Raw genomic sequence first — 24404 nt, 5'->3', positions numbered from 1 at the left:
CCTAGCTGCCCTGCAGGTCGGACAGCAGCCGCTGCACAATCTTCATGCCGGTGAAGGCCTGCCAGCTAAACAGCCCCACCAGAACAATGTTTAGGGTGATGTGGGTGAGCCGTGCCGTTTCGCTGCCCTTTTGCATGAAGGGCACCAGCGCCGCCGAGGTGGCGATCAGCGTTGCCATGCCCAGGCCCACCAGCAGGTGCGGCCCCACAAACAGCTTGCCCGCCTCCAGGTAGGTGACCCCCATGCCGCCGACGGTGGCTATCACCATAAAGGCCAGCAGCACCGAGCCAACCTGATGGTGCTTGAGGGCAAACTTGCCCTTGATCAGCTCCTTGCGGGTTTCGGCATCGGCCAGGCGGGTGCGGCGAGCCTGCACCCCCAAGTAAAGGGCGTAGAGGGTGGTCGCCAGCAATAGCCACATCACCACGGGGTGAACAAAGTTGAGCCAGGGCTGAATCGTTTCTAAGGTCATGGGGCTTCACTGTTACATTTATTTAACGAAATTATAGAAGCACCGATTCTGGCTTGGCAAAGCTTTAATCAGAATAGAAGGGTGCCAGGCAGGAACCTGACGGCCAAAACCCCGTCATGCAGAATAGCCCTGGGCGTTGCCCCCCACGACCTAGCCCCAGGCAGCATGGCCCCACTAGTTGTCTAGAAAACAGTTGCAGGAAGGCGTCATGCGGCAGCCAAAGCGATTTTTTGCGGCAGTATTGGCCGGTGTTTTGGGGGTGATACTGCTGAGCCAGGGGGTTGGGCTGGGCGGGTCGGCTGGGCTGGCCGCCGAGCCACCCGCAACGGCAACCACCCCGGGGGCAAACGCCGAGGATACCCTCCGGGTAGATCCGGCTACGCTGCCGGAAAATACCCTCCCCACCCCCTCCCCAGAGCAGCCCGACGGCACGCTGAAGCTGCCGCCCAAGCAGCCCGCGACGCCCGACCTTGGTCCCGACGGGGGCGGGGAGACCCAGCCCGCTGCCGCCGAGCTGGACGCCGATTCACCAGCGGGCCGAGCGCTGCTGCTGGCGGGGCTTTCGCCCGAGGAGGCCAAGCGCAGCGAGGTGCTGATCCAGGCCGATCGCCTCTACCAGGCGGGCGATCGCGCCGATGCCGAACTGCTGTACCAGGCGGCCAAAGATCCCGAATGGCTGACAGAGGCCACAACCGAGGAAGCGATCGCCCCGCTTACCGACCCTGCCGATCTGCCCCCCGCCGGGCAGGTCTACTGGCGCGAGGCCCAGGCCGGGGCCGAGTCAGGGTCAGAGTTTCCCAACCGGGTGTTGATTCCCCTGGAGCTGCTGGTCAAAAATTACCCGGAGTTTCTGCCGGGCCTGGCCCTCTACGCCCACTACCTGGTGCAGAACGATCGCGCTGACGAGGCCCTGGGCCTGCTGGAGGCGGCGATCGCCCGCTACCCCTATAACCCCGACTTGCTCAAGGCCCAGGTCGAGGTGCAAATGGCCCGCGAGCAGTGGATCGAGGCGGCGATTACCGCTAAACAGTTCGCCATTCTCAACCCCGAACACCCGGAAGCGGAGGCCATGGAAGCTCTGTCGCGGCAGAACCTCGATCGCTTTCGCGGCGAGATGAACCAAACCCTGACCCGCAACCTGGTGTCGAACATCATCACCGGGGCCGCCGGATACTTTCTCACAGGCGGTCTGTTTGGGCCGTTTAGCGCCCTCAACTCGGGCATTTTGCTGATGCAGGGGGAAAGCGGCCTGGGCAGTCAGGCGGCTGAACAGGTGAGGCGTCAGCTGCCCATGGTCGACGACCCTGAGATTCGCGCCTACGTAAATGACATCGGCCAGCAGCTGGCCGCCCTGGCGGGCCGCGACGAGTTTGACTACACCTTTGACGTGATTATGGACGACAGCCTGAATGCCTTTGCCCTGCCCGGCGGCAAGGTTTTTATTAACGCCGGGGCGCTGACCAAGAGCCATTCTAAGGCCGAGCTGGCCGGGCTGATGGGCCATGAGCTGTCCCACGCGGTGCTCTCCCACGGCTTTCAAATGGTGACCCAGGGAAACCTGACCGCCAGCCTGGCCTCGTTTATTCCCGTGCCCGAAGTCGCCAACCTGACCGCCAACCTGCTGGTGTCGAGCTATTCCCGCGATATGGAGCGCCAGGCCGATATTTTGGGCACCAAACTGCTGGCCAACGGCCACTACGCCGCCGACGGCCTCCACAACCTGATGCTGACCCTTGAGCAGGAGTACGGCAACCAGGGGGTGAGCTGGTTTGCCTCGCACCCCAACCCGAGCGATCGCGTCGGCTACCTGAAGGAGCTGATCGACCAAGGGGGCTTGAACCGCTACACCTACGAAGGGGTCGAAACCCACCTCAAAATGCGCTACAAAATGACCCAGCTAATTACCCAGTACAAGCTGGAGAACGACATCGCGCCAGATCAACCGATTGGCGATCGGCGCTAAAGCTTCTCGGAGGCGATCGCTTCGTCGGGCAGGGCTGCGCTCAGCGCCCGACGGGCAATGCGGGTGACGTAGAGGGTCACCGCCACCGTGGCGATCAGGCCCACAACGCGAATAATCCACTGCACCATGGCGGCCTCGGGAGTTTGGCTGCCGTCGCCCGCCCCCAGGGTGGCCAGGTTGCCCACCAGCGACCCCAGGTAGACGTACATAATGGTGCCGGGCAGCATGCCCACCGAGCCAATCACGTAGTCTTTAAGCGAAATTTGGCTCAGCCCCAGGGAGTAGTTGAGCAGGTTAAAGGGGAAGACCGGCGACAGCCGCAGCAAAAAGATAATTTTGCGGCCATCTTTGGCGATCGCGTCGTCAACGGCCTGAAACCGAGGACTGTGGGCGATTTTGCTGGCCACCCAGTCGCGGGCTACGTAGCGGCCCACCAAAAACGCCGCCGTGGCCCCCAGCATGGCCCCCACAAACACCAGCATGGACCCCTTGATCACGCCAAACACGACCCCAGCCCCCAGGGTAACCACCGAGGCGGGCACAAAGGCCACGGTGATGACAATGTAGAGCAGGATAAAGGCCAGGGGCGCGATCGCCCCCAGGCCATCAATCCAAGCCAGGGCCTGCACCAGCTGCTGCTGGAGAGAGGCAATCAGCGAGAGGTCGGCGCCCATCACCGTCGTCTGGGTCACGGCCTCTGGGGCTAGGAGCAAAGGAGTCATGGTCGTCTCGATCAATAGCATCTGGGCCGCCGCCGGGGCCGCCGGCACACCCACCAGGGCAATTCCTAGCCGCAGCAAAAACCGCAGCGCTTGGGCCGATACCGGGCGCGATTTGGGTCTGGTATCCATCTGGTATCCATCAGTGTAGTCGGGCGAGAGATTGGTGGGGCGAGCTGGCGCAAAGCCGGTTTTAGAATAGAAGCGTTTTTCGGGGCTACCATTCCCATTCAAGCCCGGCCCGCTGAGACCGGCCTGAGAATCGTGTAAGTATGGCTGAGGGCGGGTATCAGCCTGTTCTCAGAATGGGCTGCTAGAGTCGAGATCAGGTTTTTAAGCGGCTGCTCCGGCCTTCCCTGTAGGCTCCCATCCTTGCTATGGCGCATTTTTGGCTCCAACCCATAACGCCCTTTCGCCATTTGCTGCGGGGGCACCGCGTCGATCCGGGGTCGCTGCAAACGCGCCTTACCGCCGGAGTTGTGCTGGCATCGCTGGTGGGGGTGGGTGCGCTGTCCGCCTGGATGGGCTGGCGCATGCAGGAGATTATGCTCAACAGCCACCGTCAGGGCACCGCTCTGATCGCCGATCGCCTGCAAGAAGACGTGCGCTACTACAGCGATACGATGACGCCCCAGGAGGCCCTCGACCGGGTGGTTGACTACCGCGCCACGGGCGATCTGGCCATTTGGGTCGTGACATCTACGGGCGATCGCCTGGCTCAGTCAGAGACCTTGACCATGGGATCGTGGCAAACCTCCGGCGTGAGCGAAGCGCTGCTGAGCACCCCCCTGCCCATGGGGGTGAAAATTTTGCCGGTGCAGGGCTGGCGGCTGGTGGTGTGCGCCAGCCCCCTGAATTTGGCCGGTCTGCCCCCCGCAACGCTTTACATTGCCGACGACATTACCGCCGAATACCAGGGCTTACAGCGCCTGATGCGAATGTTGCTGATCACCAGTCTGCTGCTGATCAGCCTGCTGTCGGTGGCTTTTGCCCTCTACATTCGCCGCACCCTCAGCCCGATTCGTCAGCTCAATCGGCTGGCCGGTCAGGTCACCGCCGACACCCTCGATCAGTCCCTCAACCTGGCGGCGGCTCCCACCGAGCTACAGGAGCTGGTGCGCAGCTACAACCTGATGCTGGCCCGTCTGTCTAAGGCCTGGGGACAGCAAAAGCGCCTGGTCAACGACATTTCCCACGAGCTGCGCACGCCGCTGTCGCTGGTGCAGGGCTACCTGGAGAGCACCCTGCGGCGCGGGCAAAACCTCAGCGAAGCCCAGCGGGAGGGGCTGGAAATTGCTGCCGCCGAGGCCAGCCGCACCACTCGACTGCTGACCGAAATTCTTGACCTGGCCCGGCTCAATAATGGTCAGGGCAGGCTTAATTTAGAACCCACCGACCTGGAGGATGTGATCCACATGGCGGTGGCGATCGCGATCGATACCCAGGGCTGCCCCGCCGCCCGGGTTCGGGTAAACGCCTGCGCCCCAACCGTGGTTCAGGTCGATCGCCAAAAACTCTGCTCCGCCCTGATCGAGCTGCTCAACAATGCCCTCCGCTACGGCGATCCTCAGCAGCCGGTGCAGGTTTCGCTAACAACCGAGACCGGCTGGGCTACTATTCAGGTACAAGACCAGGGGGCAGGCATCCCGGCGCCCTGTCAGGGGGATATTTTTGAGCCCTTTTACCGGGTCGATGCGGCCCGCTCCCGCACGAGCGGCGGCACCGGGCTGGGGCTGACGCTCGTGCGATCGCTGGTCGAAGCGATGGCGGGCCAGGTTACTGTACAGTCACAGCCGAACTGTGGCAGCGTATTTACCCTTCGCATACCCATTTGATTTGGAGACACCCATGGGCGCCCGCATTTTAATTGTGGAAGATGAAGAGAAATTGGCCAAGTTTGTGCAGCTGGAGCTGTCCTACGAGGGGTACGAGGTCAATGTAGCCCACGACGGACTCTCGGGACTGATGGCCGCCCGCGACCAGATCCCCGACTTAATCATTCTCGACTGGATGATGCCGGGGCTAACCGGGGTAGAGGTGTGCCGCCGCCTGCGCCAGACCGGCACCACCACGCCGGTCATTTTGCTCACCGCCAAAGATGACGTCAGCGATCGCGTCGAAGGACTGGATGCCGGGGCCGACGACTACGTGGTCAAGCCCTTTAGCATTGAAGAGCTGCTGGCTAGAGTGCGCGCCCACCTGCGCCGCACCGAACCCCAGGATGCCGAGATTTTAGTGTTTGGCGATCTCACCCTCGATCGCCGCAGCCGTGAGGTGTGCCGGGGCCAGCGCCCGATCGAGCTGACCGCCAAGGAGTTTGACCTGCTCGACTACCTGATGACCAACCCGCGCCAGGTGCTCACCCGCGATCGCATCCTGGAGCAGGTGTGGGGCTACGACTTCATGGGCGACTCCAACATCATCGAAGTCTACGTGCGCTACCTGCGCCTCAAGCTCGAAGCCGAGGGCGAAAGCCGCCTGATTCAAACCATGCGCGGGGTTGGCTACGTGCTGCGCGACTAAAACCAGAGAGGATCTTATAGCCATAGTCACGTTGGTTAGGACATCCAGAAACCCTATGAACGTTCAAACGTTGGAACGTTCATAGGAGACTTGTCTTAACCAGACTAGCCACAGCTATAAGTCGCCAGTCCAAAAGCCAAAATTGGCATCAGCCGACTTCAGACATGAAAAAAGCCCGACCTTGGCCGGGCCTCTTGGATGTGAGTCAGGTGCGAACCGCATGACAAAATGCATGAATGGTTCATTTTCATGATGATCGCTGGGGCGATAGCTAGGGTTAATGACCGATTAAGCTAGCCTGAGTCACAGATGAATTGAAAAGCAAACCGACCAAACGCAGTCTTTTACGGGCAAGCTCACTGCGGCGTGGAACGCTAAAGCAACGGCTCAGTCACAGCACCATAGGAAACTGCCTTTAGAACTAAACCTGATGATTGTCGGGCGGCAAAACTTCGCGGGTAGAGCGCTCTAGCATGGTTGCCCGGCGATTTTGCTGCTGCTGACGGTTGCGTACTAGAAGATGACGAGCCTGGTCTCGGGGAGAAATCATGGGGAACCTCGAAAAACTGTATCTAAAGTTACCGAATGCTATCTAAATATAGCCTTCCCTTTGCCAGCTGAGGTTAAAGTTTTTCCATGGCGACATTAATCTTTGGACAATCCTGGGCTACTTGATCAGCGGCAGCAGATCAAACTCTTGGCGAATCGAGTGCAGCGAGCGATCGAGCAGTGGTTGGAAGTCAAAAAAGGGCAATCGTTTTTGGTGGTTGCGGGTCTTAAGCCAAAGAGTCACCAGTTCTGGGATCAGCGGCGGAATCACCCTGATGATTTCTCCATAAAGCCAAAGCGCACCTTTTTCTCGAATCATGTCGTCGTACATGACATCGACGGCGGCGGTATTTTGCCTTCTCAGTTCTCGAAACCGCTGGAAGGTGCAGGCACTAGTCCACCAAAACAGAGGTAGGAGCCTTAGTTCGTCGAACATGCCGGTATCGCAGCCATAGATGACGTGACCAACATCGTGGGCCTCTAAAATTTTGCCAAAACTGGGCGGCTGGGTTGAGGGCACCGTAATGTGCGGATTGAGGGCGTAATATTCTGCCAGGCCCTCTCGCAGGGTTTGGGTGCTGTCTTTGCTGGTGTAGAGGGGACGTTGATGCATGACTCATCCTCTATTTCGATACGGTACGGTATCGTAAATTATACTGGCATATATGACCGATGCCGATCAAAAATCCCCTGGTAGACCGCGCAGCGCCAAGTCACACCAGGCCATGCTGAAAGCCACCCTGGATCTGCTGGCTGAGGTGGGCTTTGCAACCATGAGTATTGAGGCGATCGCAGCTCGGGCCGGGGTGGGCAAAACCACTATCTACCGCCGCTACAGCAGTAAGGAAGAACTGGTTGCCGATGCGATCGAAAGCATTCGAGAAGAGGTGCTGTTGCCCGATGCAGGCAGCCTCTGGGCTGACATAGATGCCCTGATTGAAAATGCGGCCCAGATTACTCTCACTCCGCTAGGGCGGCAGAGTGTCGCTATGATTATTGGCAGCGCAACCAGTCATCCCACCTTCGCGCAGATCTATTGGACTAAATACCTGGAGCCTCGGCGGCAGACATTCGCTGCCGTGATCGATCGGGCTAAGGCCAGGGACGAAGTTGCAAGCGATCTAGATCCCGGCTTAGTCTTCGATGCCATGAGCGGCATCATGCTCTACGCCACTATCTTTCCGCCGGCCGCTGAGACCTGGCAAGATTACGTTCGCCGCGCCCTGGAATTGATCTTGGCTCCGCCTAGCCGCTGACCTGAACCTGATATCTCCCTGCTCTAGCAGCAGAGTTGCACCTTGGTAGGATAAGGGCTGAACGCCCAAGAGGTTTACGGTGCAGAAGGCTCTTAAAATTGCCCGCGTCATGCTGTCGGTGTACTACGCCTACATGGTGGAGTACCGGGCCGAACTGGTGTTTTGGGTGCTCTCTGGCACCTTTCCGCTGATTCTGATGGGGCTGTGGGTGGAGGCGGCCCAGAGCGATCGCTTTGATCTGACCCCCACCGAGCTGGTGCAGTATTTCCTGGCGGTGTTTCTGGTCCGCCAGTTCACCGTGGTCTGGGTGATCTGGGAGTTTGAGCGCGAGGTGGTGGAGGGCAAGCTGTCGCCCTACCTGCTGCAACCCATCGACCCGGCCTGGCGGCACTTTTTTAGCCATGTCTCCGAGCGGTTTGCCCGGCTGCCCTTTGCCGTTTTGCTGGTGGGGCTGTTTTTGCTGCTCTACCCCTACGCCGCCTGGCTGCCCCGCTTCGACAACCTGGTGCTGGGGCTGCTGGCGATCGTGCTGGCCTTTTGCCTGCGGTTTTTGATGCAGTACACTTTTGCCCTGGCCGCCTTTTGGACGGAGCGAGCCAGCGCCCTGGAGCAGTTCTGGTTTTTGCTCTACACCTTTTTGTCGGGCATGGTGGCTCCGCTATCCCTGTTCCCCGATGCGGTGCGCGAGGTAGTGCTGTGGACGCCCTTTCCCTACCTGATTTATTTTCCGGCCAGTTTGCTGATTAACCGGCCCCAGAACGTGGCCCAGGGATTCATGGCGATGATGGTGTGGTCAGCGCTGTTTTGGGGACTCAACCGCTGGCTGTGGCGGCGGGGGCTGAAGCAATATTCGGGGATGGGTGCTTAATGAAGCGCTACTTGAAGGTACTGGGGCTGTTTTGGAGCACGGCGATCGCCGCCGAACTCGAATACCGCCTCAACTTTATCGTCACCGCCCTGATCAGTCTGGGAGGGCTGGCGGGCAGCTTGTTTGGCCTATCGCTGTTCTACCGCACCGGCTACGAATTCGAGGGCTGGAGCTGGGAAGCGGCCCTGCTGGTGCTGGGCCTGTTTACCGTGCTGCAAGGGTTTTCGGCCACAGTGCTGATTCCCAACCTGAACAAAATCGTCACCCAGGTGCAGGAGGGCACCCTCGACTTTGTGCTGCTCAAGCCCATTAGCTCTCAGTTCTGGCTGTCTACCCGGATTATTTCGCCCTGGGGTTTGCCCGACGTGCTGTTTGGTTTGGTGATGATTGGCTACGGCGGCAGCCGCCTGGGTCTGGGCTGGGCCGATTACGCGCTGGCCTTGCTGCCGCTAATCTTTGGGGCCGTCACCCTCTACAGCCTGTGGTTTATGCTGGGGGCCACCAGCATTTGGTTTGTCAAAATCTATAACGTCACCGAGGTGCTGCGGGGGCTGCTGGAGGCGGGGCGGTTTCCGATCGCGGCTTACCCCGTGGCCTATCGGGTGTTTTTTACCTTTGTGGTGCCGGTGGCCTTTCTCACCACGGTGCCCGCCCAGGCCATGCTGAGCCAGGGCGGGCGGTGGTGGCTGCTGGCCTCGGCCCTGCTGGCGGCAGCGCTGATGCTGATGGCGAATCGGATCTGGCGCTTTGCCCTGCGGTTTTACACCAGCGCGTCGAGCTGAAAGCGAGTTGACCGCGAGCTGAGTCAGCTACTCGACCCAGTGCTTGAGCCAGCCGATGCCCTGGGGGACAAAATCGCTGCCGTTGTTCCCCTGCCGATTGCTCCACTGGCGAGCACTCTCGGCTACGTACAGGACTTGCAGATAGATGAACTGGTGGCGCGATCGCCCGCTTGCCCTCACCACCCAGCGCTGATAGTCGGCCAGCTCGTTTCCCCGCAGGAGCAGGGTTGGATCGCGCAGCTGGCGCTCCCACTGCAAGGCTTTGACCAGCAGCTGCGTGTGGGCGCGGTGGTAGCTCGCCTCGTGGCGCAGCGTTTTCAGGATCTGGCGGCCCGCACTGGTTTGCTTCAGCGGCGGTACCGCAGTGCGCAGGTCTATGGCCGCGAGGGTTTGCAGCGGCTCGGGCAGGTGGGCCATCGGTACGGCCTCGGCCAGCACTGGCACAATGCGCTTGTTCAGGCTGAGGGCAAACAGCAGCCCCTGCAAGCAAAGCGCGTCGGCCAGGCAGTGGGGGGACAGCACCAGCAAGTAGTTGTCGCAGCCCTCGGTCGCGCGCGACATAGCCGCCTCAGGATCGACGGCGCTGGGCCAGGGTCGCGGAAATTCCCAGCACGGTATTTGGGCGGTGGTCAGAAGCTGGCGCAGGGCATTTACGGTAGCGGCATTGCCCTGCCCTGGCAGGGCTTGACCATCCCCCTCAAAACGAGGGCAGTCTTCGGCGGCATAGGCTAAAAACACCTGAGCCGTTAGGCCGAGAGGATGCTGGTAGTCACCAGCAGTGTTCAACTTGTTCAAAACTTGCACCCACGTTTGCAGTGCGACCAAACCACGCCCAGGCCCATTGCTCTCGCCGCCTGAGCGTTTGCTCCAACGCCTTGGGCCTGAGAATACCCACTTTTCCCCGCAGGGGCAACTCCTACGGCCTGGGGTTTGGTGGGAAGTAGCGATCGCTACTTTTTATCCCCGATCTAGGCCTATTCCCCCTGCGAATCGGGGGGCCGAATGCTCTCAGGAGGTGGGGCCTGGGACGACATTTGCCTGGGATTGGGGCGATCGAAATTCGGTGTAGTTTTCCTGCGGTGGTCTCAGCCACGCCCTGCACCTAAAGGCGGGTTCAAGGATCGGCGAAGAGATTGATGCGACCGCGCCAAATTAGATAGGCCGCCCCCGCCGCCCCCAGGGTCAGCAGGTTGCCCAAGACCAGAAACAGCAGGCCCAGCCAGCGGGCCGTTGACCGATCGCGATCTAGAGATGCCAGATAGGCCTGCTTGGTTTCAAACCCAATCTCGGCCTCGCCCACCACGGGTGGAGCGCCTGCGGCAGCGAGGGTGCCCAGCACTAAAACCGGATCCTCTACCTGAAATCCTTCGTAGCGCTCATCGCTGCCTGCCTCTACCAACGAAGGCGTAGAGCGCAGGGTGTAGCCAGCCGCGATTTCGACCTCCCCTCCCGGAACATACACCCACAGGGTGGGTGTGTAGCTGCGCACCTTGTCCCACTCCCATTCCCCGTCGCGGCGCACCCGATGGTATTGGTTGTAGGCTACCAGGGGCGAGCGATCGCTGGTGGAGGTGCGATCGCTCACCCAGCCCTCCAGCAGCACCCGAGCACCCTGCTCATTGAGCGTGTCGGCGGTGGCGACTCGCAGGCGCGCTACCTCACTGGCATGGCTGGCGATCGTTTGGGGCACCATGACCCGAATCACCCCCCCAGCAATTAGAAACGGCACTCCAACCGTGGCCAATATACCTGGTAACAGCCAGCGCTCCCATCTGCTCATTGGTCTCCACTGTTGGGCTCTCCCCTGATTGATTCCCCTGATTTTAGTGTGTTGGCCAAACGTTACCGGGCTGGCTGGGGCCGACAGACACCATCAGGAATTTGGCAGAATTTGAGGCTCTGCGGGGGTGTCCAGGATTTCTCTTTCTTTGTCAAGCCGACGCTTGCGGGCGTAAAGCTGTATCGTAGCCGCCATAAACACCACCAGCCCCACCATTAGCCAGGTGGTAGCCCCAGTGGGAAAATTGTTCTTAAAAATCACCAGCATCACGATCGCCACCAGCAGCAGCGTGGGGGCCTCATTCAGCGCTCGCAGCTGCTGGCTCGACCATTTACACTCGCCCCGGTGCAGCTGGCGCATCAGCCGCCCGCAGTAGAAATGGTAGGCCAGCAGCACGGCCACCAGGCCCAGCTTAATGTGCATCCAGCCATCTTTGAGGTACTCGGGCATCAGCACCAGCAGCCCCACCGCCATGGCCACCGTCACCACCATGCCGGGGGTCGTGATAATCCGGTAGAGGCGCTTTTCCATGAGGGTGTACTGCTTCTTGAGAATGCTATGGGCAGGTTCTGGCTCAGCCTCGGCCTCCACGTGGTAGATAAACAGACGCACCAGGTAAAACAACCCGGCGAACCACACCACCACCCCAATAATGTGAAACGCTTTGAACCAGTAGTAGGCCATAGTCTTCCTTTTGCCAGCGAGAGCAGCGCCCTGGCGGGATATTGCAAACCGTTAAGTACGCCCTCCATTGTTATGCAAGGGTTTGCCCTTGAGAAGGCTGGCGCGATGGTTCTTAACGATTTTGGATTTTAGATTTTGGATTGACGACTCCAAAGCCACGCCCCCCCACGCTCCTACGCCCCCCCCATCCACACTCCTTACCCCCCCACGCTCCTACGCACCCCCTCATCCACGCTCCCACGTCCCCACGCTCCCACGCCCCCATGCTCCTACCCCTAAAGCCGCCGCAACACCTGGGGCAGCAGCTCGCCCGGCAGCTTAGAGAGCACCGCTTGCTGACCGGGAATACCGAATATCTCAAAGGTGAGGTGGGCGTTGTAGACCAGGGCGGTGATCAGCACGTCCATCTGCCGGGGGCTGTCGTGCCACCCCTGGTAGGCCAGCAGATAGTAGCCGAGGGCCGCATCCAGATGGCGCTGACGGTCTTCGAGTTGAGCCTCGGACAGAGCCTGGGCCAGCTGGTCGTGGACAACGCCAGCGCTGTGGCAGGTGGCCCACAGATCAAATCCCAGGGCCTGTGAAGGCGATTCTTGCAGGGCGGTTTCAGCGGCGGCGAGGGCGGTTTCGTAGGCGGCGACGGCCTGCTGTAGGTTGATGAGACGGCGATCGCCCTCCTGGGCGGGACGTTGACCCTCGCCCTCCTGGGCGGAACGTTGCCCCCTGCCTGCTAGCGCTGGCTGTTGAGCCAGGTCCCAGTGGGCGGTGCCCAGGTTGTTGGCGGTGGCCGCGCAGCCCGCTGGCGTGGTGGCGACAGTGCGGTACTGGAGCGCGGCCTGGTAGGCGGCGATCGCCCGTTCGAGCAGAAACACCGGCTGCTGCTGCTGCGACAGGCTCCAGTAGGCGATGCCCAGGTTGTTCTGAATCATCGCGTACTCTAGCGGAGCCTCTTGAGCGGTGCGGTGGGCCAGGGCCTCGCCATAGGCGGCAATGGCCAGGGGCAGGTGGTGCCCGGGGCGATCGTACTGGGCCAGCCGCCAGTGGATGGCTCCCAGGCTATTTTGCAGGTTGGCGTAGTCGATGGGCGATCGTGCCGCTGGACTGTAATCCAATGCGTGCTGGTAGGCCACGGCCGCCTGCTCTAAACAGGGCACGGGATCTTCCAGGTTGGCCAGCAGCCCGTAAACCGTGCCCAGGTTGCCGTAGATGCGCCCCAGGGTGTCGGCGGGAATGCTTCCTTGACTGCCCTTGAGCGCTTTTTTGTAGGTGCTCACGCTGTGCCGCAGCCAGGGGGCAGGATCGGTGGTCTCCTCCTGCTGGCCCTGGAGCCAGTAGAGGCTGGCCAGATCGTTGAGAGCGTCACACCAGTCGGTGCTGCCCTCGGGCAAACTGACGATCGCGCGATCGTACACCGCCGTAGCAAAGCCCAGCACCCCAGCGGCGGGGGTATCGACCGCCATGCGATCGCGCCCCAGCTGGCCCAGGGCCAGGTAGGCGCGCGCCAGCGTCAGCGGCCCGGCCTGTTGGGCCACCAAACCCTGAATATAGCGCCATAGATTAGCTATTTCAGTATCTTGGGCCAGGTCGGGGGGCAGCTGCAGATCCGGCTCAGGCCAGCGAGGCCCCGGCTCAGCCGCCGTCGAGGCCGACCCCAGCTCCGGTGAAGGTACAGCTGGGGCCAGGGCATCTGTGGCCAGAGCGGCGATCGAAGGCGGGACTGGTGCTGGCCGCTGTAGCGCCGCCAGAGTCTCAGCGGCAGTGGCCTCTGTCGGCGGCATAACAACCCTTGAGAATGTCCCCTGCCCTGGACCCTCTTGCTGTAGGCCAGCGTAGCGCGAGGCCGATTCCTGCGGGGGGAGCACTTTGGCCGCCGCCGTGGCCAGCAGATCCGAGAGGTTGGCAGTGGGGGAAGCCGCCTCTTTTGCAGATTTTTCGGGGTCAGCGGGCGAAGGGTGCTCTGCGCTAGGCGGTTCGGGCTGCGGTTCGGGCTGCTCAAAGGTGGCGAGGTCATCGCGCAGCACCCGCCACAGGCCGGGGCCTTCGCCAGCTGGGCTTTTGCCCGTGGGGGCGGCATTGGGCTTAGCCGGGGCTGGGGCGTGGGGGTTGGGTTCACCCACGAACTCAAATAGACCGCTGCGCGATCGCCAAAACCCCGGCACCGACTGGCGAATTTTGCCCAGCCAGGGGCGCGGCACCCACACCACCAGCCGACAGTCGAGCTGGGTCAGTAGCGCATCCACCCGAATTAGTGAAGCCAGAAACCGATTCTGCACCGTGGGTGACTGGCGCGTGAGCTGCTCGATACCGACAATTTGAAAGACCGGCGCGGTGGGTAAACTGCCCTGGAGCCGCCGCTGCTGCTTCAGCCACAGCAGCACTTCGCGGACCAGATCGGGGCGATCGCCCCCCAGCCGCAGCGTCACCAGGGTAAACTGCCGCGCCCGCACCTCCGGGGCCAGGGGTACCGTGGCGGGCAGGGGACTGAAGTGGGCCTCCAATCGCTGGGCCAGCTGTGCTTGCAGGGCCGCATCGTCGCACACCGCAATCAGCAGCTGCCGCCGCAGATTTAGTTGAAGAGCCAGGCGCAGCTCCTGGTAGGCTTCCTGGTTGTGGCCTAAATAGGTTTGAGAATTTAAAGACACGGCGGCGGTCACGTGGATAAGATGCAGGCGGCATGGTAAAACTAGTTACTATGAACTAGATTGCGATCGCAAGGAGTCAGTCTCCCAGGCTATCGCTCCGCCCCCTTCCATTACACTTCACCCCACGCCAATCGTTTCAGGACGTCAGCATCATTTTCGGCCCCGATGAGCGCTTCCCGGACGGCATCTCTAGCACCATCTCCTCTGGAACTGGCTGTTTTAGGGCAGCTCAGGGCCGCTGGCGGCACCTGTGATGCCCTCACCGCGCTGCCCGTCAAGAGACAGAGTTCCCTGCGCCAGCGGGTCAAAGCCTGTCAGCAGCTCCAGGACAGGGGCTGGCTTACCTGCGACTACGACATCGCCCAGTTTGGCCTTACCCTAACCGGCAAAACCCTGCTCAAGCTAGATCTGTCGGTTTGGCCTGTCACCCCAGACGAGCTGCTAATTCTGCGATCGTGTTTGGGCGGCAGGATTCACCCCGGACAGATTCATCGGCGGGTATCAGTGGGCGATCGCCAGCGGTTGGTAGAGGGACTGGCAGCCCAGGGGTTGATTGTGGTGTACGAGCGGGCTGTGGTCAATCTCCACCTCACGCCCGAAGGCGATCGCTACTTGCAATAAATTGAGATCAAGCTGAGCTGATCTATCCCCGTTCAGCGCCACTCAATCGCGCACCTCCCCTGAGCCCGAGCAGCCATCCTAATCGGCCCAAGAACTAATCGGCCCAAGAGCCACTCATAAATCCACCCCAGGGCCAGAATACCTCCCTCATCTTCCCCACCCCCCTCACCTCCCTCATCCCCCTCACCTCCCCCATTCCCCTCCCACCCCCCACCCCGCCTTCTACGGTTCGGTATCCCCTCCTTCAGGTAAATGGCTTGAGCAAGCACTATAGATATAGCTGTCAAGCCGGAGCAAAGAAAATATGGGAAAAGTAGTTGGAATCGACCTGGGCACCACAAACTCCGTGGTTGCCGTCATGGAAGGGGGCAAGCCCACCGTTATTGCTAACGCCGAAGGCTTTCGCACCACTCCCTCGGTTGTTGCCTACGCCAAAAATGGCGATCGACTGGTTGGCCAAATTGCCAAGCGCCAGGCGGTCATGAACACCGACAACACCTTTTATTCAGTCAAGCGCTTCATTGGTCGACGCTTCGACGAAGTGACTACCGAGTCGACCGAAGTTGCCTACAAAGTTATGAACGTGGGCAACAACGTCAAAATTGACTGCCCCCAAGCGGGTCAGCAGTTTTCGCCCGAAGAAATTTCGGCTCAGATCCTGCGCAAGCTAGCGGACGACGCCGGTAAGTATCTGGGCGAGAAAGTGACCCAGGCCGTGATTACCGTGCCTGCCTACTTCAATGACTCCCAGCGCCAGGCCACCAAAGACGCCGGTAAAATTGCCGGTCTTGAAGTGCTGCGAATTATCAACGAGCCCACCGCCGCTTCGCTGGCCTACGGTCTCGATCGCAAGAGCAACGAAACTATTCTGGTATTTGACCTGGGCGGCGGCACCTTCGACGTCTCCATTCTCGAAGTGGGCGACGGCGTGTTTGAAGTGCTGGCTACCTCGGGCGACACTCACCTGGGCGGTGACGACTTCGACAAGAAAATCGTTGACTTCCTGGCCGCTGAGTTTCAAAAGCTCGAAGGCATCGATCTGCGCAAAGACAAGCAGGCCCTCCAGCGCCTCACCGAGGCCGCTGAAAAAGCCAAAATTGAGCTGTCCAGCGTGACCCAGGCAGAGGTTAACCTGCCCTTTATCACCGCCACCCAGGATGGTCCCAAGCACCTGGAAATGACTCTGACCCGAGCCAAGTTTGAGGAGCTGTGCGCCGATCTGATCGATCGCTGCCGCATTCCCGTCGAGCAGGCCCTCAAGGATGCCAAGATTGCCAAGACCGGCATCGATGAAGTGGTGCTGGTGGGTGGTTCGACCCGCATTCCCGCCATTAAGGATGTGGTCAAGCGCACCCTCGACAAAGAGCCCAACGAAACCGTCAACCCTGACGAAGTGGTGGCTGTAGGCGCTGCTATCCAGGGCGGCGTGCTGGCCGGAGAAGTCAAGGACATTCTGCTGCTGGATGTCACCCCGCTATCGCTGGGCGTCGAAACCCTGGGCGGCGTGATGACCAAGCTGATCACCCGCAACACCACCATCCCGACCAAAAAGTCGGAGGTGTTCTCTACGGCTCAAGACGGGCAAACCAATGTGGAGATCAAGGTGCTCCAGGGCGAGCGCGAAATGGCCACCGACAACAAGAGCCTGGGGACCTTCCAGCTCTCTGGCATTCCCCCCGCGCCCCGCGGCGTGCCCCAAATTGAGGTGATCTTTGACATCGATGCCAACGGCATTCTCAATGTCACCGCCAAAGACAAGGGCACCGGCAAAGAGCAGACCATCACCATCTCTGGAGCCTCGACCCTCGACGAGAACGAAGTCGAGCGCATGGTGAAGGATGCCGAAGCCAACTCCGCCGCCGACAAAGAGCGGCGCGAGCGCATCGACCTCAAGAACCAGGCTGACTCACTCTCTTACCAGGCTGAGAAGCAGCTCGCCGACATGGGCGACAAGGTGCCCGCCGCCGACAAAGAGAAGGCCGAAGAGCAGATCAAGGCGCTGCGCACCGCCATCGAAGCTGAGGACTTTGACACCATCAAAACCCTCACTGGCGAGCTCCAGCAGACCCTCTACGGCATTAGCACCAACCTGTACCAGCAGGCTGGCGGCGATGCGACTGGCGCTGCCCCCGAGCCTGACGCTGCCCCCAGCGATGGCTCCGGCGGCGACGATGTGATCGATGCCGAGTTTTCTGAACCTGGCTCTAACTAACTAACCGGGCACACAGCCCACAAGCTTTGCTCCGGCTAGCAAAGAGGCGGATAGCGGTTCAGCTATCCGCCTTTTTTTGTGGCTGAGGACCATATTAGATTCGCCATTAACCGCCTGCCGCGCTAGGGGCTGTCATCAATTAATCGCTAATAGTCTAAGAATCAGCGGTTACAGCCACTAGCCTGTTTTTTGGGTCGGGCGTGGCAATGCCTATGGGATAAGGATTGTAGCAAGAATTGATGACACGCCCTAACAGCCAGAGATCATCTGCGGGAATGCTAGAGAGACTATCTCCTAGAGGTCACAGGCATGTTTACGCAGAACCGCAAGTTTCGCATCGGCGGTTATCAGGCGGGCCAAAAGCCAGCCAACGTCAAGCATCACCAGATCGGGCGGTTTGAAAGAGAAGAGCTGCCGCCCCGCGTTGATTTGCGTCAGCACATGACCGAGGTAGAAGAGCAGGTGGGCAACAGCTGCGTGGCCAATGCCTTTGTGGGTGCCTACGAGTACCTGGCCAAGCGCGATCTGGGCGATGCCGCCGACGTCAGCCGGTTGTTTGTGTACTACAACGCGCGATCGCGGACCGGCAGCCACAACGAAGACGGCGGCACCCAGATGTACTGCGCGATCGATACCCTGATGCAGCAGGGGGCCTGCGCCGAAGACCTCTGGCCCAACGACGAGGAGCTCATCTTCACCGAGCCCGACGCCAGCGCCTACGACCACGCCGCCAACTACAAAATCATTGAAGCCGAGGCCATCGACACCGATCTCGATCTCTGGCGGCACACCCTGGCCGAGGGCTACCCAATCGCCTTTGCCCTCAATACCTTTGAGTCGTTTGACGAAGCCACCCGCAACAAGGGCCGGGTGCCCAAACCCAAGCGCTCCGACAATGTGCGCGAAACCCACGGCTGGCACGCCATGCTGTGCGTTGGCTACTCCGACAAAGACCGCATGTTCATCGTGCGCAACTCCTGGGGAGCAGGGTGGGGCGATCGCGGCTACTGCTATATTCCCTACGACTATGTCATCCACGCCGACTACAACGGCCATGACTCGTGGATTATCAAATCGCTCAGCGACCTCGACTTTAGCGCCGACGTTTGGGAAGACGACGAGTCATTCTTTGCCGACGACGGCTCCCTCTTGCTCTACGACTTTTACCTCCAGACCGAAGACCCAGAAGGGTTCACCGAAGCGCTCGAAGCGCTCTGCATGGAGTATGTCGAAAGCGAGGACGACTACTACTTCGACTACGGGTATGACGAAGACGAAGATAGCCCCTACTTGCTCAACATCCTTAACTTTGATCTATCTATTGAAGACGCCACCGAATTCATCGCAGCGCTCGACTCTCTCTGTCAAGACTATGCCGTAGACGGGTCCTTCGGTTTCGGCTACGGGAATGCAGAGTCCGAGGAAGAGGACTCTGAAGCGGAAGAGGAGGACTTTGAAGAGGAAGACGATTCCGAAGACAAAGAGGAGGATTCCGAAGAGGAAGACTACGATTCCGAAGACGAAGAGGACTCTGAAGAGGAGGAAGATTCCGAAGAGGAAGACTACGATTCTGAAGACGAAGAAGAGGAGGAGGATTACAGCGAAGAAGAATAGACGGCTAAGCAGAGCCAAACCGTTTGGGGCTTATCTAGTCCCTAGATAGGCCCCACTACGCACAGCGGCCATGCCTCAGTCGCGCAGTCAATCAGCCAATCAACCCAGTGTTTTACCACACCGCTCTATGCTTGGGCACCTGCCCCAAAGAGCTGCGCCGCCGTGAGGTTGAGTTGCGCAAACTGAGCCGATTCAATCCGGCGATCGCCTGAAAAAGTGCCAATGGGTACATACCCCTGACCATTCTGCGCCAGCACCAGCACCGTCTGATCCTGAGGGTTGATAAGCCAGTATTCAGGAATGCCTAAATCCTGGTACTGAGCGCGTTTAGCCACGTAATCGCGCTCCCACTGCAATTCGCCAGGGCTAACCACCTCGACCACCAGGGCCGGGGGCGGCATCATCAAACGAATTGTGTTGCGCTTGGCTAATAGCTGAATGTGTTCAGGCTGAATCACCGTCAGGTCTGGGTAGCGATTTTTGGGTTCGCCCCGCACCTCTAGCTCTAGACCATGCCCACGAACTCGGTCGATGCCTACCAGCAACGCAAAGGTCAGAAATAGACGGTTGGCAATCTGTACGTTTTGCCCTGACTCTGGCGGCACTTCAATTAGCTCTCCATTAAATAGCTCGTAAAGGTTCTCTGTGCCGTCGTCGTAGGCCAGATAGTCGTCAAAGCTATAAAATTTGGGCCGAGTCTGCACCATCGAAAAGAGTTTGCGAGATTATCCTCAGTTTAGTCGGATGGGGAGATGCGATCGGTTAGTCTTTGAGGCTAAGGTCAAAGAAGGGTTGGAACCCTAGGCCCAAATCCTCAAACCACTACTGTCCCTATCAACCCCTGCCTCCCAAAACCCATGCGGTAGAATCTAGGCCAGCCTGTGACAGACTATCATTAAGAAAGTTGATGTAAGTAGGTTGGCAGAAGCGATGCCCCCTCGGTGCTAACCTTCATTGAGCACGCAGACAGACAGATAAGGAGACGCCAGAGCGAATGGGAAAAGTAGTTGGCATCGACCTGGGCACAACCAACTCAGTGGTCTCTGTCATGGAGGGTGGCAAGCCTGTGGTAATTGCCAACGCTGAAGGGATGCGCACTACGCCCTCGGTGGTGGCTTTTAGCAAAGAAGGCGAGCGCCTGGTGGGGCAGATGGCCCGACGGCAGACCGTGCTCAACCCACAGAACACCTTCTACGGCGTCAAGCGCTACATGGGTCGCCGCTACGCCGAGCTAGACCAGTCCTCTAAGCGGGTGCCCTACACCATTCGCCGGGATGAGGCGGGCAACGTCAAAATTCGCTGCCCCCGCCTCGAAAAAGACTTTGCCCCCGAGGAGATCTCGGCCATTGTGCTGCGCAAACTGGCCGATGAGGCCAGCCGCTACCTGGGCCAGCCGGTGACCGGGGCGGTGATTACCGTGCCCGCCTACTTCAACGATGCCCAGCGCCAGGCCACCCGCAACGCCGGTCGCATCGCGGGTCTAGAGGTGAAGCGCATTCTTAATGAACCCACGGCAGCGGCGCTGGCCTACGGCCTTGACCAGGCCCAAAACGAGACCATTCTGGTGTTTGACCTGGGGGGCGGCACCTTTGACGTGTCGATTCTCGATGTGGGCGATGGGGTGTTTGAGGTGCGATCGACCTCGGGCGATACCCAGCTGGGCGGCACTAACTTTGACACCAAAATTGTCGACTGGTTAGCCGATGGCTTTTTAGAAAAAGAAGGGATTGACCTCCGTAAGGATCGCCAGGCCCTGCAACGCCTGACCGAGGCGGCAGAAAAAGCCAAAATTGAGCTATCTGGCGTGGCCAGCACCGAAATTAGCCTGCCGTTTATTACCGCCACCCCCGATGGCCCCAAGCATATCGAAACCCGCCTCAGCCGATCGCAGTTTGAGGGCCTGTGCGGTGACTTGGTCAGCGCCCTGCGCGCGCCCCTCAAGCAGGCCCTCAGCGATGCGGGGCTGACCCCCAACGACATTGACGAAGTGGTGCTGGTGGGCGGCGGCAGCCGTATGCCCATGGTGCAGGATCTGGTGCGATCGCTGATCGGCCTCGAACCCAGCCAGGCGGTGAACCCCGACGAAGCCGTGGCCGTGGGAGCGGCGGTGCAGGCGGGCATCATCACCCAGGAAGTGCAGGACATCATGCTGCTGGATGTCACCTCTCTGTCCCTGGGGCTGGAGACCATCGGCGGGGTGATGAAGAAGGTAATTCCCCGCAATACCACCATTCCGGTGCGGCGATCGGACATATTTTCGACCTCCGAGAACAATCAGACCTCCGTGGAAGTGCATGTACTCCAGGGCGAGCGCGAAATGGGCATGGACAACAAGTCCCTGGGCCGCTTCAAGCTGATGGGCATTCCCCCCGCGCCGCGCGGCGTGCCCCAGGTGCTGGTGTCCTTCGACATCGACGCCAACGGCATTTTGCAGGTGTCGGCCATGGATAAGACTACCGGGCGCGAGCAGAGCCTGACAGTGCAGGGCGCCTCGAATCTGGAAGAGGGCGAGGTGCAGCGGATGATCCGCGAGGCCGAAGAATTTGCCGAAACCGATCGCCTCCAGCGCGAGCGAGTGGAGAAGCGCAACCGGGCCGAAGCCCTCACCTTCCAGGCCGAGCGGCTGCTGCGGGAGGTGGCCCTCGACTTTGGTATGCAGTTTGCCCGCGATCGCCGCCGCCGCATTGAGGGCCTGGTGCAAGAGCTGCGCGACTATTTAGAGCAAAGCGACGAGCGCGGCATCGACATTGCCCAGGCCGAGCTGCAGGACGAACTCTACGATCTCAACCGCGAGGCCTACCTGTACGAGGCCGACGATGTGCCGGAGGGCGGCATTCTGGGCCAGATCGGCAATACCCTGAAGAAAACCTTCTCCTTCGACGACGACCTGGAGGCCCGACCCAACTACGGCTACCAGGGGTCGTCCTCCTGGGGCAACTGGGATGACGATTGGGACTACGACAACCGGGGGGGATCTGGGGGGCAACGCTACGGCAGCCCCGCCTACGACAATCGCGCCTACGGCACGACGGGCTACAGCGGTCAGGGCTATAACGACCAGGGGTACAGCCAGGGCTATGGCAATCAGGGTTATAACGACCCTGGCTATGGCAGCCAGGGCTATCGCGAACCGCCCCCTGAGGCAAATCGCTCGGGCTATGACAGCTATGGAGATAGCCGCAGGGGCGATCGCGGCTACGGCGACCAGGGCTACGATCGTCCGGCCTCCCCGACGGGAAATCCTCCCCCGGCACCAAATCGGCCTCAGCCGCCCGTCTCAGACTATAGCCAGCAAGACTACGGCCAGCAGGACTACGGCCAGCAAGGCTATGGCCAGCAAGACTACGGCCAGCAGGACTACGGCCAGCAGGACTACGGTCGTCAAGACTACGGCCCGTCCAGCTCCGATCGCCAGGACTATGGCCGCCAAGGCTCCGATCGCCAGGATTATGGTCGCCAAGCGAGTGGCCAGTCAGCCTACGGCCAGCCAGCCTCCAGTGAAACTTCGCGATCGCAGAATGCTGAACCAACCCGCCCCAGCTACGGCAATGCCGGCTATGGCGACCCAGGCTACGATCGCTCTTACCCCCCCGACTCGGATTACGGCAGCCAGGGTTACGACTCCTACGACCGCCCCAGTTCGCCCCCGGCGGCCCCTACCCAGAACAGTTGGGAAGACGACCCCTGGGGACAATCGGCCCCCGCGAGTCGTCCCGAGACCCCAACCCCCGAAAGCCGCCCTCGTCCGGCCGCATCCCCCGAGCGAGGCAGCCGCACCGATCGGCAAACGGCACCGCGCCAGAATCGCTCCGAGAATCGTCCACCAGCCCCCCGCTATGAGGACGACAACTGGAGCGATCGCGACGAATGGCTCTAAGGCTCCCCCTCACTTCACTCTGCGCTAGGTAGGAGAGTGAATCAGTAAACAGGACTGTTCACTCCCCTACTCGCTCACCCATCCACTCCCCTACCCGTCCATTCCCCCACCCTCTATGGAGAACTTTCGGAACTACTACGACATTCTGGGGGTTCCCAGAGAAGCGACCTTTAGCGATATCAAGCAAGCCTACCGAAAGCTGGCCCGGCAGTACCACCCTGACCTCAACCCCGGTGACCAGGACGCAGAGGACCAGTTTAAGCTCCTCAGTGAGGCCTACACCGTCCTCTCTGATGACGAAAAACGTGCCCAGTACGAAAAATTTAGCGAGTACTGGCAGCAGGAAGGCTTCAAGAAAGGGCAGGGGAAATCTGGCGTCGGCGACATCTTTAGCGGGCGCATTTCCCTCGAAGACTTTGGCTTTGGCGAATTTCCCGACTTCAATGCCTTTGTCGATCAGCTCCTCAACCGCCGCCCCTCCAGCCGTCGCAGCGCCAGCGATGATGCAGAGAGCAGCGTTAGTCCAACCTACGGGGCAACAGCGGGCCGCCGCGATGCCGAAGCCGACCTCACCATTCCCCTTGAAAAAGCCTTTCGGGGCGGGCGCGAGCGCATTCGCCTGGAGGATGGCCGTTCCCTAGAGGTCAACATGCCCGCTGGTATGGTCACGGGCCAGCGCATTCGGCTGCGGGGTCAGGGCATTGGCGGCGGCAACCTGTACCTGCGCATTCAGGTCGATCCTCACCCCTTCTATACGCTCCAGGGCAACGATGTGTACTGTCGGGTGCCTATCACCCCCAGCGAGGCCGCCCTGGGCAGCACCATCGATATTCCTACCCTCGATGGTCCCGTGCGAACGACGCTGCCCCACGGAGCGCAGACTGGCCAAATCATTCAGCTGCCGGGGCGGGGGTACTTGGTTGGTCAAGAACGGCGGGGCGATCAAATCGTAGAGTTAGAGGTAGTGGTACCGACTGGGCTGAGCGATCGCGAAAAGGCCCTCTACGAAGAACTGCGTCAGACCGAACGCTTTCGCCCCCGCGCTGACTTGCTGACCTAGCCCAATTGTTGCAAAAGTGTTACAGAGTTTCCCTGGCTTCTCAGGGGCAAAATATTGAGTAAAAGCTATACATCTCAGACAAAACAGGCGCTTTTAGCTGGTTTCCACCCCTGGCAACAGCCCCCATCCCCACCCTGTATCGCTAACTAAATGAGAATTTAACTTTCCTTGGATACCCCCAAGTCGCTAAACTATCAGTGAAAAAGGTCATCCCCGTCATTTTTAACTATGTCTGTTGTTAGCCAAGTTATTTTGAATGCCGACGACGAGCTGCGCTACCCAACCACCGGCGAGCTCAAGGCGATTGAAGACTTTTTGAAAACCGGCGAGCAGCGCACCCGCATTGCCGCCACTTTGTCTGAAAGCGAGAAAAAGATTGTCGACCAGGCCAGTAGAGAGCTATGGCGGCGGCGGCCCGATTTCATTGCCCCTGGTGGCAACGCCTATGGCCAAAAGCAGCGTGCCCTCTGCATTCGCGACTACGGCTGGTATCTACGGTTGGTCACCTACGGCGTGCTGGCTGGCGACCAAACTCCCATTGAAGCCATTGGCATTGTGGGCGTCCGCGAAATGTACAACGCCCTAGACGTGCCCGTACCCGGCATGGCTGAAGCCATCCGCTGCCTAAAAGACGCCTCTCTCAACCTGCTGTCCGATGAAGACGCCGCCGAGGCTGCCCCCTACTTTGACTACATCATCCAGGCGATGTCGTAGTTCTAGCGAAAGCACGATAAAAACCCGGTTTCTCAAAGAAACCGGGTTTTTTGCTATGGATGAGTTGGGCT

21 protein-coding genes are annotated in these 24404 nt (G+C 60.1%); 12 read left to right on the top strand and 9 right to left on the bottom strand.

Translation table 11 applies throughout. The annotated features are described in order from the left end of the window. Position 1: 1 nt before the first annotated feature. Positions 2-472, bottom strand: coding sequence for a DUF4079 domain-containing protein (locus LEPTO7104_RS0108950; protein ID WP_017298227.1), 471 nt, complete (start codon positions 470-472; stop codon positions 2-4). A 208-nt stretch (positions 473-680) separates the two neighbouring features. Between LEPTO7104_RS0108950 and LEPTO7104_RS33275 the strand changes: the two genes are divergently transcribed. Next, complete coding sequence (locus LEPTO7104_RS33275; protein ID WP_017298226.1) at positions 681-2435, top strand: M48 family metalloprotease; 1755 nt, start codon at positions 681-683, stop codon at positions 2433-2435. On the opposite strand, the gene LEPTO7104_RS0108940 is transcribed toward LEPTO7104_RS33275, so the two are convergent. After that, complete coding sequence (locus LEPTO7104_RS0108940) at positions 2432-3109, bottom strand: TVP38/TMEM64 family protein (RefSeq protein WP_051158580.1); 678 nt, start codon at positions 3107-3109, stop codon at positions 2432-2434. The genes LEPTO7104_RS33275 and LEPTO7104_RS0108940 overlap by 4 nt on opposite strands. 422 nt (positions 3110-3531) lie before the next feature. Here LEPTO7104_RS0108940 and LEPTO7104_RS0108930 point away from each other — a divergent pair, with 422 nt between their 5' ends. Beyond that, positions 3532-4989, top strand: coding sequence for a sensor histidine kinase (locus LEPTO7104_RS0108930; RefSeq protein ID WP_071527202.1), 1458 nt, complete (start codon positions 3532-3534; stop codon positions 4987-4989). Positions 4990-5002: 13 nt separating this feature from the next. After that, positions 5003-5677, top strand: a complete 675-nt coding sequence (locus LEPTO7104_RS0108925; RefSeq protein WP_017298222.1) for a response regulator transcription factor — start codon at positions 5003-5005, stop codon at positions 5675-5677. Between the two features lie 421 nt (positions 5678-6098). Here LEPTO7104_RS0108925 and LEPTO7104_RS42290 read toward each other — a convergent pair whose 3' ends face one another. Then, positions 6099-6227 carry a hypothetical protein gene (locus tag LEPTO7104_RS42290; protein ID WP_264308024.1) on the bottom strand — a complete coding sequence of 43 codons (129 nt, stop codon included), beginning with the start codon at positions 6225-6227 and terminating at the stop codon, positions 6099-6101. Positions 6228-6344: 117 nt separating this feature from the next. Continuing rightward, positions 6345-6839, bottom strand: a complete 495-nt coding sequence (locus LEPTO7104_RS0108920) for a hypothetical protein (protein ID WP_017298221.1) — start codon at positions 6837-6839, stop codon at positions 6345-6347. 52 nt (positions 6840-6891) lie between these two features. On the opposite strand from LEPTO7104_RS0108920, the gene LEPTO7104_RS0108915 reads away from it, so the two are divergent. The 3 genes from LEPTO7104_RS0108915 (at position 6892) to LEPTO7104_RS0108905 (ending at position 9132) form a co-directional block, all read left to right on the top strand. After that, entirely contained in the window at positions 6892-7482 is a 591-nt protein-coding gene (locus LEPTO7104_RS0108915; protein WP_017298220.1) for a TetR/AcrR family transcriptional regulator, read from the top strand. Positions 7483-7561: 79 nt separating this feature from the next. Further along, on the top strand, positions 7562-8350 hold the full coding sequence (locus LEPTO7104_RS0108910; protein WP_017298219.1) for an ABC-2 family transporter protein: 789 nt from the start codon (positions 7562-7564) through the stop codon (positions 8348-8350). Beyond that, positions 8350-9132 (top strand): ABC transporter permease, encoded by a 783-nt coding sequence (locus LEPTO7104_RS0108905; RefSeq protein ID WP_017298218.1) that lies wholly within the window; start codon positions 8350-8352, stop codon positions 9130-9132. Before LEPTO7104_RS0108910 ends, LEPTO7104_RS0108905 begins: the two co-directional genes overlap by 1 nt. A gap of 27 nt (positions 9133-9159) precedes the next feature. Here the strand turns inward: LEPTO7104_RS0108905 and LEPTO7104_RS0108900 are convergent, their stop codons facing one another. The 4 genes from LEPTO7104_RS0108900 to LEPTO7104_RS0108885 all read right to left on the bottom strand — a co-directional run bounded on the left by LEPTO7104_RS0108900 (position 9160) and on the right by LEPTO7104_RS0108885 (position 14235). Further along, the gene (locus tag LEPTO7104_RS0108900) at positions 9160-9927 is read right to left on the bottom strand and encodes a toll/interleukin-1 receptor domain-containing protein (RefSeq protein ID WP_017298217.1); all 768 of its coding nucleotides are present in this window, start codon (positions 9925-9927) and stop codon (positions 9160-9162) included. A gap of 319 nt (positions 9928-10246) precedes the next feature. Further along, entirely contained in the window at positions 10247-10861 is a 615-nt protein-coding gene (locus tag LEPTO7104_RS0108895; protein WP_017298216.1) for a hypothetical protein, read from the bottom strand. Between the two features lie 144 nt (positions 10862-11005). Continuing rightward, positions 11006-11596: a protoporphyrinogen oxidase HemJ gene (gene hemJ / locus LEPTO7104_RS0108890; RefSeq protein ID WP_017298215.1), complete on the bottom strand. Its 591-nt coding sequence runs from the start codon at positions 11594-11596 to the stop codon at positions 11006-11008. 275 nt (positions 11597-11871) lie between these two features. Beyond that, a complete protein-coding gene (locus LEPTO7104_RS0108885) occupies positions 11872-14235 on the bottom strand; it encodes a tetratricopeptide repeat protein (RefSeq protein ID WP_155523572.1) in 2364 nt (787 codons plus the stop codon). A 165-nt stretch (positions 14236-14400) separates the two neighbouring features. On the opposite strand from LEPTO7104_RS0108885, the gene LEPTO7104_RS0108880 reads away from it, so the two are divergent. From LEPTO7104_RS0108880 to LEPTO7104_RS0108865, 3 genes are all read left to right on the top strand, one after another. Beyond that, positions 14401-14856, top strand: a complete 456-nt coding sequence (locus LEPTO7104_RS0108880; RefSeq protein ID WP_017298213.1) for a hypothetical protein — start codon at positions 14401-14403, stop codon at positions 14854-14856. A 304-nt stretch (positions 14857-15160) separates the two neighbouring features. Beyond that, entirely contained in the window at positions 15161-17068 is a 1908-nt protein-coding gene (gene dnaK, locus LEPTO7104_RS0108870) for a molecular chaperone DnaK (protein WP_017298211.1), read from the top strand. A 309-nt stretch (positions 17069-17377) separates the two neighbouring features. Then, positions 17378-18682, top strand: a complete 1305-nt coding sequence (locus LEPTO7104_RS0108865) for a C1 family peptidase (protein WP_017298210.1) — start codon at positions 17378-17380, stop codon at positions 18680-18682. Positions 18683-18807: 125 nt separating this feature from the next. On the opposite strand, the gene LEPTO7104_RS0108860 is transcribed toward LEPTO7104_RS0108865, so the two are convergent. Then, positions 18808-19389 carry a Uma2 family endonuclease gene (locus tag LEPTO7104_RS0108860; RefSeq protein WP_017298209.1) on the bottom strand — a complete coding sequence of 194 codons (582 nt, stop codon included), beginning with the start codon at positions 19387-19389 and terminating at the stop codon, positions 18808-18810. 287 nt (positions 19390-19676) lie between these two features. On the opposite strand from LEPTO7104_RS0108860, the gene dnaK (LEPTO7104_RS33270) reads away from it, so the two are divergent. The 3 genes from dnaK (LEPTO7104_RS33270) to LEPTO7104_RS0108845 all read left to right on the top strand — a co-directional run bounded on the left by dnaK (LEPTO7104_RS33270) (position 19677) and on the right by LEPTO7104_RS0108845 (position 24333). Further along, a complete protein-coding gene (gene dnaK, locus LEPTO7104_RS33270; protein WP_017298208.1) occupies positions 19677-22559 on the top strand; it encodes a molecular chaperone DnaK in 2883 nt (960 codons plus the stop codon). Positions 22560-22674: 115 nt separating this feature from the next. After that, positions 22675-23619: a DnaJ C-terminal domain-containing protein gene (locus LEPTO7104_RS0108850; RefSeq protein WP_017298207.1), complete on the top strand. Its 945-nt coding sequence runs from the start codon at positions 22675-22677 to the stop codon at positions 23617-23619. 228 nt (positions 23620-23847) lie between these two features. Continuing rightward, a complete protein-coding gene (locus tag LEPTO7104_RS0108845) occupies positions 23848-24333 on the top strand; it encodes an allophycocyanin subunit alpha-B (protein ID WP_017298206.1) in 486 nt (161 codons plus the stop codon). The last annotated feature ends 71 nt before the right edge of the window (positions 24334-24404 follow it).

Origin of the sequence: Nodosilinea nodulosa PCC 7104, assembly GCF_000309385.1 — a bacterium.
Taxonomy (GTDB): Bacteria; Cyanobacteriota; Cyanobacteriia; order Phormidesmidales; family Phormidesmidaceae; genus Nodosilinea; species Nodosilinea nodulosa.
The sequence above is the reverse complement of the archived record's forward strand: the minus strand, read 5'-3'. Positions and strand labels throughout refer to the sequence as shown.